The following is a 13,926-nucleotide window of genomic DNA, read 5'->3' as shown; positions in this document are numbered from 1 at the left end:
ACCTCACTGTTACAAGTATAGCATATTTAAATATGAAAATAAAGATTTATATTATAACGACTAGTTTTAAGGTCGTCAACTATTTTTAAGTGGTAAAATTGTGTCAGATAATCGTGCGAATTCTTCTAGGCTCAACGTTTCTCCTCGACGCTTTGGATCGATTCCCGCCTCATGAAGTGAGCGTTCGAGTTCGACTTTATGTTCTTTTCCAATATAGTTTGTCAAGTTGTTCAGAATGGTTTTACGACGTTGTGCGAAGCTTGCACGCGCGACATCAAAGAAGAAGGCTTCGTCCTTCACCTGTACAGCCGGGTCCTTGCGCATTCGAAGCGTGATGACGGCCGAATCGACGTTCGGCGCTGGAATGAATACGTTTTTCGGAACGATAAAACTGACTTCCGTCTCCGCATAGTACTGAATCGCAATCGATAGTGAACCGTATGCCTTCGTTCCAGGTTTTGCACCAATCCGTTCTGCCACCTCTTTTTGAATCATCATGACGAGTGAACGGAATTTCACACCACTCTCGAGCAATCGCATGATGATCGGTGTTGTAACGTAGTAGGGCAAGTTTGCGACAACGGATATATCTTCAATACCTTCATTTAAAAATTCCTGCTCGACGATTTCACGTAAATTTAATTCTAAAGCATCCCCATGAATCACTTTCACGTGCGGATACGGTGACATCGTATCTTCGAGAATCGGTAAAAGACGTTGGTCAATCTCAAGCGCCACGACTTTTTGGGCGCGCTTGGCCGACTGCTCCGTTAGCGAACCGATCCCGGGACCAATCTCGAGTACTCCGCTTGATTCACTCAGTTCTGCTGCACCGACAATCTTACTTAAAATATTTAAATCGATTAAAAAGTTTTGACCTAGCGATTTTTTGAATGAAAAACCGTGGCGCTCTAAAATTGATTTCGTTCGTTGGATTGTTGCAATGTCTTTCAACCCTGTTCCTCCTCTAATTGAGCAAGTGCCTGCTCCCACTCTTCAATCGTGACGCCGAGCGCCTCGACCCGTTTGACAAATTGTTTGGCGTTCGGCTCACCGATGCGAAGCAGTACGCCGAGCCGTTTCCGACGCGTCGCAGCCGCTGTACCTCCGATTAAATCAGCCTCTAACACCATCTTCCGTGTAACGATCGGTTGATCTGTTTCGACACGCGGTTCAAATACCGAACGCAAGACGCGACGAATCGACTCAGGACTCGCGTGTTCTACACCAATTTTCCCACGTTTGTCCTTTGCCTCGGCACGAGGCAGGTGGGCATGCTTACACCCTTTGACCCGCTCCTCGACGATTGCTCGAATCCGGTCCCCCGGGTAATCGGGGTCCGTCAAAATGATGACCCCCCGTTTTTCTTGTGCACGACGAATTCGTTCAATCGTCTGATCAGACACGGCAGAGCCGTTCGTCTCAATCGTATCGACATCGAATACCTCTTGAAGTCGCGCCGTATCGTCACGCCCCTCTACGACGATGATTTCTTGTATTTTCTCACGCATTGTCTGATCCTTCTTTCTCTTCTTCTTGTTTCGGAATCACCCAGATGGTGAGCGGCTTACGACCAAACGTCACGGCCTCTTCCTTTTCATCCATCATGATGTCGATTTTTTGGCCTTTGATCGCACTTCCTGTATCAAGGGCAATCGCCATACCAATCCCTTCAACGTATACGCGGGTCCCGAGTGGAATGATAGCAGGGTCAACCGCTATAATCCGCATTCCTTCAAACAGTATCGTATCCGTCACATCATATCCACTTCTTGTCAGCACGCGCCCGTTATATGTCACCGTATCTTCCGGATTGTTCGTATAAGCGGTCGCTTCTACAAGCAATTGTTTCGCAGATGAGAAATCTAACACGTCATCCGTTTTGGGCGCCTCAACAATCTCCACTTCGGCTTCCGGTATAAACGGGCTCGATTCATCCGCAGTCGTCGGCTCGGTAGTCGATTCCACGACTTCCTTCGTTCCCACTTTGATAATCTGCGGCGTCGTTTTACGCAACGTTTCCACTTCCGTTTTCGTACGATTTGTAATTGTACCATTTTCCACAGTAAGTGCATACCTTGTCCGTTCAAGTCCAGGAACCCCGACTTGTACCGTTTGCTTCACACCTTCGTCGAGCGTCTCATCCTCTTCCTCAACCACCTCAAACGGGATCAACTGGCTCTCATATTGAACAACGTCACGATTCGTGTTGACCGTAATCGTCAATCCTTCACGAATGGATGTCGAGAGGGCTGGTATGACCGTGTCACTTTCCGTCACATCGATGTTCTCTTCTGTTAACAGTTGTTTAACGTCTGTTGCCATCGTGTAGATTGTCAACGCATCTTGCCCGACAATCAAATTCACCGCAACAACCGGTTGATAACGAATCGTCATCCCATTCGTCACCGGTGTACGCACGGACGGATATACGGTGTCTCCATCCCGCACGGTCACTCCGTAACGCAACAACACGTCCTCCACGGTCCTTTCGCGCGTTTGAATCGACTCGATTTGTCCATACCCAATTTGAAGTGACACCTCATGTGAACGCTCAATCCGGATCAGACGGTCTTCCGGTACATCCCCACTCAGTGCTGGTGTGACGTAATCCGTCTCATCTAACGTGATGTTTAATTCTTCAAGCACCTCGAGAACGGAATCTGCCCTTGTCTCATGCTCAATCACGACACCGTCATCGACGACCTTGATTACTTCAGGCTGTAGCATGACATACGCCACAGAAGCGGTCACGATAACACCTATACTAGCTAGCACACGTTTAATCATGGAAGTCGAAACAGCTTCTTCGCGTTAGCTGTCGTCGCTTCTGCCAGTTCATCGAATGCCATGTCTCGAAGTGACGCAATCTCTTCCGCTACATATTTAACGTATGCCGGTTCGTTCCGTTTTCCACGGAACGGGGTCGGGGTCAAGTACGGGCAGTCCGTCTCGACAAGCAGACGATCAAGTGGTACTTCTTGCGCCACTACCTTCGGAACCTTCGCATTTTTAAACGTGACCGGCCCTCCCAATGAAATATAAAAGTTCAAATCTAAGCAGCGAGGCAAGAGTTCAACGGACATGCTATAACTATGGAACACACCACCGACTTCCTCGGCATGCTCTTCTTCCAAAATATCGAGCACATCAGCCGTCGCTTCTCGATTATGAATGACAATTGGCATATTAGTCCGCTTTGCGATGGCAATTTGTTGGCGGAAGAGACGCTGTTGCACGTCTCTCGGCGACTTGTCCCAGTGATAGTCGAGACCGATTTCACCGAGTGCCATCACTTTCGGATGACTCATAAGTGCTTCAATCCGTGCCAAATCCGCATTTTTACAATCAATCGCATCGACCGGATGCCACCCCACAATGGCATAGATGTCTTCATGCGCTTCTGCCAACTCGATTGCCCGATCGATGGTCGGCGTATCAAATCCGACGACAAGTAGCGGAGATACTCCTGCTTCTCTCGCCCGCTCGATTGTCTCTCCCACATCCTCGTTGAACTGTTCTGCATTGATGTGCGTGTGTGTATCAATCAACATCTTGTTTCCTCCTTAGAAAAAGAGAGGGAGACCGCGGTCTCCCCCATTCCATTATTTGACGATGGCACCGTTCGGCATCTGGTCTGACACCGTTGCGAGTTCTAGCTTTCCATCACGATCTGCCGCTAAAATCATCCCTTGAGACAGTTCTCCCCGAAGTTTGACCGGTTTCAAGTTTGCGACAACGATGACTTTCTTGCCAACCAAATCTTCAGGGGCATACCATTCAGCAATACCAGACACGATTTGACGCGTCTCTTTCCCGAGGTCGACTTGAAGTTTCAACAGTTTCTTCGCTTTTTTAATCTTATCGGCTTCCACGATTTGACCTACACGGAATTCGACCTGATCAAAGACATCAATCGTGATTTCAGGACGAACGTCTTCATCGACTTCTTCCACTGACGCCGTTTCCGTTTCTTCAATCCGTGCTTTTGATGCTTGACGCATCATTTCTTGGATTGCATCCACTTCTTCCTTCACATCACGACGTGGGAAAATTGGCGTCCCGTCCGTCACAACCGCATTGTTAAAGTCCGCGAATGTATCGAGTGCCTCCCAAGACATATCCTCTCCCTCGAGCCCGAGTTGACGGAACATTTCTTTCGGGGCACGTGTCATGAATGGTTGGATCATAACAGCCACGTGACGTAGAACGCCCGCAAGGTGTGTCATGACAGAAGCGAGTTCTTCACGCTTCGACTCATCTTTCACGAGAACCCACGGTTGTGTCTCATCAATGTATTTGTTCGCACGGCTGACGAGCTGCCAAATATTTGTGAGTGCGACCGAAAATTCCATGTGCTCTATGGCTTCTTCCGTTTTGCGTGTCGTTTCCTTCACCATATTTAACAGTTCCGCATCGAACGCTGTGACATTACCGTTATAGGCCGGAATGTTTCCGTCGAAGTACTTCTTAATCATCGCAACGGTGCGATTCAATAAGTTCCCGAGGTCATTTGCCAAATCGAAGTTCAAACGGTCAACAAACGCTTCCGGAGTGAACGTGCCATCCGCTCCGAACGGCACTTCGCGAAGAAGATAGTAACGGACAGAGTCGAGCCCATAGCGGTCAATCAATGGAATCGGATCGACCACGTTTCCTTTTGATTTCGACATCTTTCCATCTTTCATAAGCAGCCACCCGTGCGCAAACACTTGCTTCGGTAACGGGAGGTCAAGCGCCATTAAGAGAGCTGGCCAAATAATCGTATGGAAACGGACGATTTCTTTTCCGACTAAATGGACATCTGCTGGCCAATAGCGGTTGAAGAGCTCGTCATTGTCTGTCCCATACCCGAGTGACGAAATATAGTTCGTGAGCGCATCGACCCATACGTAAACGACGTGTTTCGGGTTCGATGGGACTTGTACGCCCCAATCAAATGTAGTACGCGAAACTGCCAAATCTTGGAGTCCCGGTTTCAAGAAGTTATTGATCATCTCGGTTTTACGAGATTCCGGCAAAATAAACTCAGGATGTGACTCAAAATATTCAATCAAGCGATCCGCGTATTTGCTAAGACGGAAAAAGTAGCACTCTTCGCGCACAAGCTCGACTGGATGCCCGCTGTCAGGGCTTTTTCCATCAACGAGTTGTGACTCTGTGTAGTACGTCTCATCCGGAACTGAATACCATCCTTCATACTCACCAAGATAGATGTCCCCATTTTTAAGTAACGTCTCAAAAATATGTTCGACCACTTTCTTATGGCGGTCTTCTGTCGTACGAATGTAGTCATCGTACGAAATTTCAAGACGATCCCATAAAACTTTAATCTCTTCAACGACTTCATCAACGAAAGCCTGTGGCGTCACGCCTGCTTCTTTCGCTTTTTCTTGAATTTTTTGCCCATGTTCATCCGTTCCTGTCAAATAACGGACGTCAAATCCTTTTAAGCGTTTGTAGCGCGCAACCGCATCACCTGCTACCGTGGTATATGCGTGACCGATGTGCAATTTCGCACTCGGATAATAAATTGGGGTTGTAATATAAAAAGTTGGCTTCGCCATGATTTATTCTCCATCCTTTCGACATATGCAATTTCCATTATACACGGTTCGACAAAAGAATTTCCAAACCTAATTGTTTGGAATTTTTTTGCGTTTTCTTCGTCATAAATGTTCCAAAAATACCCTTTCTTTGTTTCAAGTTCAAACTATCGGGGAAATTTAGGTATATATCGTTCTCAATTCGACAAAATTCGAAAATTTACTTTTCCAGATAGTAAGCAGTTGACTGCAATTGGAAAGTTTAGTATGCTTTTTGCTGTAGTCACATTGTCGAATTTTGACGATTCATGTCACCACGAGATTTCGACACCATTGGAGGAGGAAACACAAATGAAATCTACAGGTATTGTACGTAAGGTTGATGAACTTGGTCGTGTCGTTATTCCAATCGAATTGCGCCGTACACTCGGAATTGCAGAGAAAGATGCTCTCGAGATTTACGTCGACAACGATCAAATCGTTTTGAAAAAATATAAGCCGAACATGACTTGCCAAGTTACAGGCGAAGTATCGGACGATAACTTCAAATTGGCAGACGGCAAACTCATCTTGTCACCAGAAGGTGCACAACGTGTTCTCGTTGAATTGAAGAACATGCTCGAAAACTACTACAGCGAAGAGTAAGCAAGGATTTCCTTGCTTACTCTTTTTTATGCAGTTGATGGTATGCATCATATACATCGTTGCGGGATTCCCCACGGTCTTTCGCCGTCTGTTTGATTGCTGCATTTGGTTTTAATCCTTCTTCCACATAATGAACTACGTGTTCATACACAGAAAGTGATTCCCACCACGTAGTTGTAGGGGCCGCTTCTGTCGCGCCGCTCACAAGGACGACAAACTCCCCACGAACTTCGCCTTCACACCATTGCAACGCTTCATCTATCGTCCCTCTCAAAAACTCTTCGAACGTTTTTGTTAGTTCTCGACCTAATACGATTTGTCGGTTCCCGAACACTTGTCGAATCGCCGTTAACATCTCTTTCAATCGATGAGGGGCCTCATAAAAAATGATGGTTCCCGGCTCATATTGAACCGATTCTAATACATCAATCCGATCTTTCTTTTTTCGCGGTAAAAAGCCATAATAGAGAAATCGCTCGGTCGCAAGACCGGATGCGACGAGTGCAGTGAGCGCTGCATTGGCACCTGGTAAGACGACAACTGGAATGCTTGCCTCAATGGCTAATCGTACGAGATCACTCCCAGGATCTGAAATACCAGGCATTCCAGCATCTGAGACGACGGCAATCGACTTCCCAGCAACTAGGTCCTCGATAAGCCTTGTCCCACTCACATCTTTGTTGTGCTCATGGTAGCTAACCAGTTTTGTCATAATTTCAAAATGGCGACAAAGTTTCATTGTTTGACGTGTGTCTTCTGCTGCGATTAAATCGACTTCCTGAAGTATCCGTACCGCTCGATACGTCATGTCCTCCAAGTTCCCAATTGGTGTCGGTACGATATACAACGTCGGTTGTTCAGTTTGATAACTCTTCTGTGAATTCATTGGTCGTCCCCTCCATCAGTTGCTCTTTTTGTGCGCGGTTCAATTGCTTAATGGACCATTCGTATTGCATGGCCTCTCGCTTCGTCTCAAACGATTGTACATATCGAAGTCGGACAGGCAGTCGCGCTTTCGTATACTTCGCACCTTTCCCGCCATTATGGGCAAGAAGTCGCTTTTCCACGTCTGTCGTGTAGCCCGTGTAGTACGTTCCATCACCGCATTCCAAGATATACGTATAGTGTTTAGGCATCGAGAATCGCTCGCATCGCTTCTGTATACGTATCGTCATCTTCATATACAACAAATGGCGGTAAAATTTTAAGACCTGCTTTTCCATCTTTCGATCCCTCGATTAATAAGGTATTCGCCTCGCGTCCCGCTTTCGGGTAAACGAGTTGCATTCGTTTTGGTTCAATTCGATACGCACGCATCAACGTCAGGATATCCAGTAAACGTTCTGGCCGATGCACGAACGCCACTTTCCCTCCTGGTTTGACGAGTTGACTGGCTGTTTTAACGCAATCTTCCAATGTACACAATACCTCATGGCGCGCAATCGTATGATGCTCATTCTGATTCCGCAGAGAAGTATCATTTGCCAAAAAATAGGGAGGATTACATGTCACCACGTCATATCGCGCATGTCCAAGCTGTGTCGCTACCGTTTTCACATCGCCCTCCACCACTCGAATCCGCTCTTCGAGACGGTTGACCGCCATGCTTCGATTCGCCATATCGACTAACTTCGATTGAATCTCCACGCCTGTAATCGTCCCTTTTGTACGATATGACAAAAAGAGTGGGATTGCTCCGGTACCGGCACACAAATCGACCAACTGACCTTTTTGAATCGGTACCCACACAAACTCTGCAAGCAGTACCGCATCTAATGAAAATGAGAACACATCATCACTCTGAATGATTTTACCTGGACGTCCGAGTAAATCATCGAGGCGTTCTCCATCTTTTACCGTTACCATCATTTCCTCCTTCTACAAAAGAAAGGCGATGGATAGGGAACCCCTATCTATCGCCCCGTATTAATGTTTATTGAGCATCGACAAACAGAAGAGACAGTCCCCATCTTTTCGTACCTGTCCGTAATGGAGGTTACAAATATGGAAGCCTTCTTGATAAAGCGCAGCCAAGTTGTTCTGCCCTTTCCCCGACAATGCGATTTGTGAATCACCATTTGTCGTATCAACTTCTGCCAATTGTTCGACTTTTTCGCGCAAGTGATGATTCTCTAGATACATATGCTGATTCTCTTCAAGCAAATAAGCGAGCTGTTCTTTTAGCACGCCTAAGTGCTCCGTTAAGAGTTGCATCTGTTGCTCAATCGCATCTACACGCATCATCACTTCTTTTTTGTCCATTCTTTCCACTGCTCAGCACCCCATCACTGTTTTGACGGTTTTCGTTTAATCGCACCCACCTCAACGAGTTCATCAATTGTATATGTGACGACTCGCGTCCGATCGTGGAGCTCAACTTGAATGAGTTGGTCCAAAATATTGAGACCGATTACCCGACCATCACCTTCTGGAATTTTGATTCGCTTGCCGACGTCTGGTAAATCACGTTTCAATTCTTCGTATGTGTCATTCTCATATTTTAAGCAGCACATCAGACGACCACATACCCCAGAAATCTTGTTCGGATTTAACGAGAGATTCTGATCTTTAGCCATTTTGATGGAGACAGGTTCAAACTCCCCAAGAAATGACGAACAACAAAGAACTCGACCACATGGTCCTATCCCGCTTAGTAACTTCGCTTCGTCACGAACACCGATTTGTCGGAGTTCGATCCGTGTTCGAAACACACTAGCCAAGTCTTTTACCAACTCTCGAAAATCGACGCGACCCTCGGCAGTAAAATAAAAGATTACTTTATTACGATCAAATGTATACTCAACATCGACTAGTTTCATATCTAGTTGATGCTCTCGAATTTTTTCTTCACAGACGGCGTGAGCATCAACGGCTGCCAGTCGATTATCGCGTACGATATCTGCATCCTTTTGGTCAGCGACACGAAGGATTGTCTTCAACGGCATAACAACCTCGTCTTCGCCGAGCTGTTTATCGACTTGGACAACTTCACCGTACTCAATTCCACGTACCGTTTCAACGATGACATGGTTCCCGCGTTTAAGCGTTGCATCGCCTGGTGAAAAGTAATAGATTTTTCCCGCTTCTTTAAAACGGACTCCAACTACTTCAAGCACACGCTTCTATCCTTTCTGCAAATCGAACGAAAGTCGTTCGAACGTTAATTGAGGATTGACGTTTGCCTCGAGTCGTCGAATGGCCGCATGCACACTTTCAATCGCATGTGTGAGTTTAGAGACAGATCGATTTTGGATAAATGCGTTGTATAAAGCAACCTCATTCTTAAATAGCTTCGGAGCATACGTATCTCGCACTTTTAAATGGAGTGCCTCCTCTAGCCAGTGTTCGAATAACTCAAGGCCAACCCGTAACTCATTTCGTCCTTTGAAATGTCCTAACCATTTTTCTTGTGCAAACAAGAGCAACTCTTGAGGTCGTTTCGTCAATACTTCAATTAATTGTACCACTAGCCCGTACGCCTGTACAAACCACTCCTGTCCAAGTGCTTCTTTCGCATCATCCCATTTTGGGTAAACGGTTAAGGCAAGGTATGCCAAATCATATGTGCAAGACAGTTCTTCCGACATGGTTTGTGCCAATTGCGCACGGTCGATTGGGCGAAAAGCGAGTTGTTGAGCGCGCGAACGAATCGTCGGAAGGAGTAGATGAGGTTGTGTCGTTACTAAAATAGCAAGCTTTCCGACACCCGGTTCTTCAAAGAACTTCAATAGACTATTCGCGGCTTGAGTCGTCATCTTATGCGCTTGATGAATAACGTAAACTTGACGATCTCCTTCAGCTCCTCGTAACGACAAGTCACTGAGCAATTGCTGAATTTGCTCTTTTTTAATGCTGGCTCCATCCGGCTCTACTTCGATGTAGTCCACGATGTTTTTTGAATCCATACGTCGACAGTTTCGACACAGTCCACACGGTTCAGCTCCTTGCGGGGTTTCACAAAATAACGCTTTCGCAAACAACGTAGCCGTGTCAATTAAGAATGGCTCATAGTCCCCCGAAAAGATGTACGCGTGGCCCACTTTATTTGAAACGATTGAATTTTTTATGATTTGAGCCACCACTGTTTGGGACTCATGTAATTCCTGAAAACGCATATGCCCAACTCCCATTAAAACTGATGGAATCCTTCAATCGGCAAGACGAAAACAGTCGCACCTCCGACTTGTACTTCGACAGGGTAAGGAATATACGAATCGGCATGTCCCCCCATCGGTGAGATTGGCGTGATCATTTGATCACGACTCGAGCAATTTGATTGAATCACATCCATCAAATCATCGAGACGTTCTTGCGGAATCCCCATCATAAATGTTGTATTTCCTTCTTTTAAAAATCCACCTGTCGTGGCTAATTTCGTTGCGCGGAAATCTCGTTCAACTAATGCGTCGGACAAACGTGCGCTGTCCTTATCGTGTACGATTGCAATCACCATTTTCATCATCTTTTTACGCCTCCTTGTTGTAGTCGTTCGATTGTATAGTCAAGTACCTCATCTTGAATGCATTCAATCGATTGATCAGCGTCAATTCGAATGATACGTTCGGGGTACTGTTTGAGTAAAGTTTGGAATCCTTTGTAGACACGCTCATGGAAGGTCTGATCGCGACTTTCAATCCGGTCAAGTTGTCCACGATCTTTCATTCGTTCATTCGCTCTTTCCGGCCTCAAATCAAACAAAAATGTCAAATCGGGTGTTAAACCGTTTGTTGCCCACTCATTCAGTGACCGAATCTGATCGAGGTCATACTGTAAGCCATATCCTTGATAGGCGATAGATGCATCGATGAATCGATCACAAAGCACAATCGCACCTCTCTCTAATGCAGGACGGATTACTTGTTCCACGTTTTGCGCTCTCGAAGCGGCGTAGAGCATCATCTCAACTCGTGGTGTCATCTCATGATGGTCCGGAGATAATAATACTTCCCGAATCTGGTTTCCGACAGTTGTTCCTCCAGGTTCACGGGTAACAACGATATCGTACCCTTTTTGCTTCAGGCTCTCGACTAATAATTGAAGTTGTGTGGATTTTCCTGATCCATCGGGTCCTTCAACTGTAATAAACATTCCGCTCACTTTTTAAAACTCCTCTACAATAACGTCAATTTGCTCTATCATAACATGCTTACCGGCTTGAAGCTTCCTCCCTAAAGAAATCCATTCCAGGAGTACACGGATTTTCTCTTCTGTAATTCGCTCTCCTTTCAAAATCCATGGGATGCCCGGCGGGTAAGGAATCACCGTCTCTGCTGAAATCGATCCGACAGCCTCTTTAAAGGATACACGGTGTATTGGCTCATCCCCTGCCATCATATACAGTTCAGATACCCGGTGTGTTGAAGGGAACGGGAAGATGGTTTCATCCTCATCGATTATTGGCACATGAGTCGCAGCCTTTTTCATCAATGTGACCCAGTGCTCAATTTCCTGTTTGTTTATTTCCCTTAATGGTAGACACAATAACACGTGGTCAACTGCAGCCAATTCGATGTCTATTCCAATTGATGCAAGGTGCTCACAAAAGACTAATCCATTTTTCGGGTATGTCATGATGGTCACTTTTGTGAAATCGTCCCCGACTTTTACCGAAAAACCTGCACGTTTCAATTCAAGCACGAAAGATACATGACTTTTCTGAATAGAAGACCATGCTTCATCCGTTAAACTTTCTAAATAGGAACGTGCATAATCCAATGAAGCCATAATAAGATAAGATGGACTCGATGTTTGAAAGGATGATAACGCATGTTTCAACTGAACTTCATCGATATCTTCTTTATAATGAATCCAAGCTCCCATCGTTAAGGCAGGTAACGTTTTATGTGCGGACTGTACCACCGCGCTCGCTCCTTCAAAGATTGCAGAACGCTGGGGCAACTGTGGGTGAATCAAATGAGCGCCATGTGCTTCATCGACAAGCAACGGAATGTTTAAATGAGACAAATAATCCGAAATTACACGAATGTCAGCCATATCTCCATAATACGTAGGAGACGTCAACATGACGGCCCGCCCTCCAGGGAATTCTTGAACGGCTTGTTCAATCGTTTCTAGCGTTACGACTGTTGGAATACCTGTACCACGCTCAATCATAGGCATTAATAAAACCGGTTTTAATCCTAACCATTCAATCGCGTTCCAAACAGACTTATGTGAGTTCCGTTGCACATATACGCGTTCCCCACGTTTTACCGTTGCCGCAAGCATACTCCAATTTCCAACGGTCGATCCGTTGACAAGCCATTTACTTTTACTCGCATACAGGTTACCTAGTGCTGTTTCAGCTTGCTCGATAATCCCGGAAGCATCGTGCAAATCATCTAAATGTGGTAATTCAGTCAGATCATAAGGCATGACTCTTGCGAATGCACTCGGTAATCCATCATTGCCCACCGTACCGTTGTGATGACCCGGTACATGAAAAGACACGCGACGTTCACGTACATGCTGTTCTAAAGTCTCTAGAAACGTAAAAGGGTTTTTCCGAGAAGGAGCCATTTGTTATTCCTCCTAAATTGTTGAATATTAAAAAAAAGACGATCAAGCGTATGCTTGATCGTCTTCTACGTTTGCCTGGCAACGTCCTATCCTCACAGGGGGAGATCCCCCAACTACTTTCGGCGCTGAGACGCTTAACTTCCGTGTTCGGCATGGGAACGGGTGTGGCCGTCTCGCTATCGCCACCAGACTTTTACAGGGCTTGTTCCCTGAAAACTGAGGATTCATCAACACAAACCATAGACTAGATCAAAGCCTCGACCGATTAGTATCATTCAGCTCCACGTGTCACCACGCTTCCACCCATGACCTATCTACCTCATCGTCTCTGAGGGGTCTTTCTTGATTGCTCAAAGGGAAATCTCATCTCGGAGGGGGCTTCATGCTTAGATGCTTTCAGCACTTATCCCGTCCGCACGTAGCTACCCAGCGATGCTCCTGGCGGAACAACTGGTACACCAGCGGTGCGTCCATCCCGGTCCTCTCGTACTAAGGACAGCTCTCCTCAAATTTCCTGCGCCCACGACGGATAGGGACCGAACTGTCTCACGACGTTCTGAACCCAGCTCGCGTACCGCTTTAATGGGCGAACAGCCCAACCCTTGGGACCTACTCCAGCCCCAGGATGCGATGAGCCGACATCGAGGTGCCAAACCTCCCCGTCGATGTGGACTCTTGGGGGAGATCAGCCTGTTATCCCCAGGGTAGCTTTTATCCGTTGAGCGATGGCCCTTCCATGCGGAACCACCGGATCACTAAGCCCGACTTTCGTCCCTGCTCGACTTGTAGGTCTCGCAGTCAAGCTCCCTTCTGCCTTTGCACTCTTCGAATGATTTCCAACCATTCTGAGGGAACCTTTGGGCGCCTCCGTTACTGTTTAGGAGGCGACCGCCCCAGTCAAACTACCCGCCTGACACGGTCCTCCAGCCGGATCACGGCTGCGAGTTAGAGACTCTATACGCAAAGGGTGGTATCCCAAGGGTGTCTCCACCGAAGCTGGCGCTCCGGCTTCACAGACTCCCACCTATCCTGTACATCGCGTACAAAGCCTCAATATCAGGCTGTAGTAAAGCTCCATGGGGTCTTTCCGTCCTGTCGCGGGTAACCTGCATCTTCACAGGTACTATGATTTCACCGGGTCTCTCGTTGAGACAGTGCCCAAATCGTTACGCCTTTCGTGCGGGTCGGAACTTACCCGACAAGGAATTTCGCTACC

General features: G+C 46.6%; 15 protein-coding genes and 2 rRNA genes (1 of these 17 only partly in view). 1 reads left to right on the top strand and 16 read right to left on the bottom strand.

Annotated features, from left to right (window positions below):
* Nucleotides 1–75: 75 nt before the first annotated feature.
* Genes rsmA through metG form a run of 5 tightly spaced genes read right to left on the bottom strand, consistent with a single transcriptional unit; the run spans nucleotide 76 to nucleotide 5,567 of the window.
* Complete coding sequence (rsmA, locus tag P400_RS0102830) at nucleotides 76–954, bottom strand: 16S rRNA (adenine(1518)-N(6)/adenine(1519)-N(6))-dimethyltransferase RsmA (RefSeq protein ID WP_026824775.1); 879 nt, start codon at nucleotides 952–954, stop codon at nucleotides 76–78.
* Nucleotides 951–1,511 (bottom strand): ribonuclease M5, encoded by a 561-nt coding sequence (gene rnmV, locus P400_RS0102825; protein WP_026824774.1) that lies wholly within the window; start codon nucleotides 1,509–1,511, stop codon nucleotides 951–953. Before rnmV ends, rsmA begins: the two co-directional genes overlap by 4 nt.
* Entirely contained in the window at nucleotides 1,504–2,790 is a 1,287-nt protein-coding gene (locus P400_RS0102820; protein ID WP_026824773.1) for a 3D domain-containing protein, read from the bottom strand. Before P400_RS0102820 ends, rnmV begins: the two co-directional genes overlap by 8 nt.
* A complete protein-coding gene (locus P400_RS0102815) occupies nucleotides 2,787–3,554 on the bottom strand; it encodes a TatD family hydrolase (protein ID WP_026824772.1) in 768 nt (255 codons plus the stop codon). The genes P400_RS0102820 and P400_RS0102815 overlap by 4 nt, the downstream gene beginning before the upstream one ends.
* 51 nt (nucleotides 3,555–3,605) lie before the next feature.
* The gene (metG, locus tag P400_RS0102810) at nucleotides 3,606–5,567 is read right to left on the bottom strand and encodes a methionine--tRNA ligase (protein ID WP_026824771.1); all 1,962 of its coding nucleotides are present in this window, start codon (nucleotides 5,565–5,567) and stop codon (nucleotides 3,606–3,608) included.
* Nucleotides 5,568–5,897: 330 nt separating this feature from the next.
* Here metG and P400_RS0102805 point away from each other — a divergent pair, with 330 nt between their 5' ends.
* A complete protein-coding gene (locus P400_RS0102805; RefSeq protein ID WP_012727742.1) occupies nucleotides 5,898–6,191 on the top strand; it encodes an AbrB/MazE/SpoVT family DNA-binding domain-containing protein in 294 nt (97 codons plus the stop codon).
* Between the two features lie 16 nt (nucleotides 6,192–6,207).
* On the opposite strand, the gene rsmI is transcribed toward P400_RS0102805, so the two are convergent.
* The 11 genes from rsmI to P400_RS0102750 all read right to left on the bottom strand — a co-directional run.
* Nucleotides 6,208–7,077 (bottom strand): 16S rRNA (cytidine(1402)-2'-O)-methyltransferase, encoded by an 870-nt coding sequence (rsmI, locus tag P400_RS0102800; protein WP_026824770.1) that lies wholly within the window; start codon nucleotides 7,075–7,077, stop codon nucleotides 6,208–6,210.
* Nucleotides 7,049–7,327 carry a GIY-YIG nuclease family protein gene (locus P400_RS0102795; RefSeq protein ID WP_026824769.1) on the bottom strand — a complete coding sequence of 93 codons (279 nt, stop codon included), beginning with the start codon at nucleotides 7,325–7,327 and terminating at the stop codon, nucleotides 7,049–7,051. The genes rsmI and P400_RS0102795 overlap by 29 nt, the downstream gene beginning before the upstream one ends.
* Complete coding sequence (locus P400_RS0102790; protein WP_026824768.1) at nucleotides 7,320–8,057, bottom strand: tRNA1(Val) (adenine(37)-N6)-methyltransferase; 738 nt, start codon at nucleotides 8,055–8,057, stop codon at nucleotides 7,320–7,322. The genes P400_RS0102795 and P400_RS0102790 overlap by 8 nt, the downstream gene beginning before the upstream one ends.
* 60 nt (nucleotides 8,058–8,117) lie before the next feature.
* On the bottom strand, nucleotides 8,118–8,453 hold the full coding sequence (yabA, locus tag P400_RS0102785; protein WP_012727746.1) for a DNA replication initiation control protein YabA: 336 nt from the start codon (nucleotides 8,451–8,453) through the stop codon (nucleotides 8,118–8,120).
* Between the two features lie 23 nt (nucleotides 8,454–8,476).
* Nucleotides 8,477–9,307 (bottom strand): PSP1 domain-containing protein, encoded by an 831-nt coding sequence (locus P400_RS0102780; protein ID WP_026824767.1) that lies wholly within the window; start codon nucleotides 9,305–9,307, stop codon nucleotides 8,477–8,479.
* A gap of 6 nt (nucleotides 9,308–9,313) precedes the next feature.
* Nucleotides 9,314–10,306, bottom strand: a complete 993-nt coding sequence (locus P400_RS0102775; RefSeq protein WP_026824766.1) for a DNA polymerase — start codon at nucleotides 10,304–10,306, stop codon at nucleotides 9,314–9,316.
* 14 nt (nucleotides 10,307–10,320) lie between these two features.
* The gene (locus tag P400_RS0102770) at nucleotides 10,321–10,650 is read right to left on the bottom strand and encodes a cyclic-di-AMP receptor (protein WP_026824765.1); all 330 of its coding nucleotides are present in this window, start codon (nucleotides 10,648–10,650) and stop codon (nucleotides 10,321–10,323) included.
* Nucleotides 10,650–11,288 carry a dTMP kinase gene (tmk, locus tag P400_RS0102765; RefSeq protein ID WP_026824764.1) on the bottom strand — a complete coding sequence of 213 codons (639 nt, stop codon included), beginning with the start codon at nucleotides 11,286–11,288 and terminating at the stop codon, nucleotides 10,650–10,652. Before tmk ends, P400_RS0102770 begins: the two co-directional genes overlap by 1 nt.
* A 3-nt stretch (nucleotides 11,289–11,291) precedes the next feature.
* Nucleotides 11,292–12,710 (bottom strand): aminotransferase class I/II-fold pyridoxal phosphate-dependent enzyme, encoded by a 1,419-nt coding sequence (locus tag P400_RS0102760; RefSeq protein WP_026824763.1) that lies wholly within the window; start codon nucleotides 12,708–12,710, stop codon nucleotides 11,292–11,294.
* A 73-nt stretch (nucleotides 12,711–12,783) separates the two neighbouring features.
* Nucleotides 12,784–12,900 (bottom strand): 5S ribosomal RNA (gene rrf / locus P400_RS0102755).
* A gap of 55 nt (nucleotides 12,901–12,955) precedes the next feature.
* Nucleotides 12,956–13,926 (bottom strand): 23S ribosomal RNA (locus P400_RS0102750) (it continues 1,942 nt past the right edge of the window).

It is taken from the genome of Exiguobacterium marinum DSM 16307 (assembly GCF_000620845.1).
Taxonomy (GTDB): Bacteria; Bacillota; Bacilli; order Exiguobacteriales; family Exiguobacteriaceae; genus Exiguobacterium; species Exiguobacterium marinum.
The sequence above is the reverse complement of the archived record's forward strand: the minus strand, read 5'-3'. Positions and strand labels throughout refer to the sequence as shown.

What these genes read in the sequence shown, in the direction of transcription:
- yabA (WP_012727746.1), bottom strand. Translation starts at nt 8,453, where the DNA reads ATGGACAAAAAAGAAGTGATGATGCGTGTAGATGCGATTGAGCAACAG.
- P400_RS0102790 (WP_026824768.1), bottom strand. Translation starts at nt 8,057, where the DNA reads ATGGTAACGGTAAAAGATGGAGAACGCCTCGATGATTTACTCGGACGT.
- P400_RS0102760 (WP_026824763.1), bottom strand. Translation starts at nt 12,710, where the DNA reads ATGGCTCCTTCTCGGAAAAACCCTTTTACGTTTCTAGAGACTTTAGAA.
- P400_RS0102815 (WP_026824772.1), bottom strand. Translation starts at nt 3,554, where the DNA reads ATGTTGATTGATACACACACGCACATCAATGCAGAACAGTTCAACGAG.
- P400_RS0102770 (WP_026824765.1), bottom strand. Translation starts at nt 10,650, where the DNA reads ATGAAAATGGTGATTGCAATCGTACACGATAAGGACAGCGCACGTTTG.
- rsmI (WP_026824770.1), bottom strand. Translation starts at nt 7,077, where the DNA reads ATGAATTCACAGAAGAGTTATCAAACTGAACAACCGACGTTGTATATC.
- rnmV (WP_026824774.1), bottom strand. Translation starts at nt 1,511, where the DNA reads ATGCGTGAGAAAATACAAGAAATCATCGTCGTAGAGGGGCGTGACGAT.
- P400_RS0102775 (WP_026824766.1), bottom strand. Translation starts at nt 10,306, where the DNA reads ATGCGTTTTCAGGAATTACATGAGTCCCAAACAGTGGTGGCTCAAATC.
- P400_RS0102805 (WP_012727742.1), top strand. Translation starts at nt 5,898, where the DNA reads ATGAAATCTACAGGTATTGTACGTAAGGTTGATGAACTTGGTCGTGTC.
- P400_RS0102795 (WP_026824769.1), bottom strand. Translation starts at nt 7,327, where the DNA reads ATGCCTAAACACTATACGTATATCTTGGAATGCGGTGATGGAACGTAC.
- metG (WP_026824771.1), bottom strand. Translation starts at nt 5,567, where the DNA reads ATGGCGAAGCCAACTTTTTATATTACAACCCCAATTTATTATCCGAGT.
- P400_RS0102820 (WP_026824773.1), bottom strand. Translation starts at nt 2,790, where the DNA reads ATGATTAAACGTGTGCTAGCTAGTATAGGTGTTATCGTGACCGCTTCT.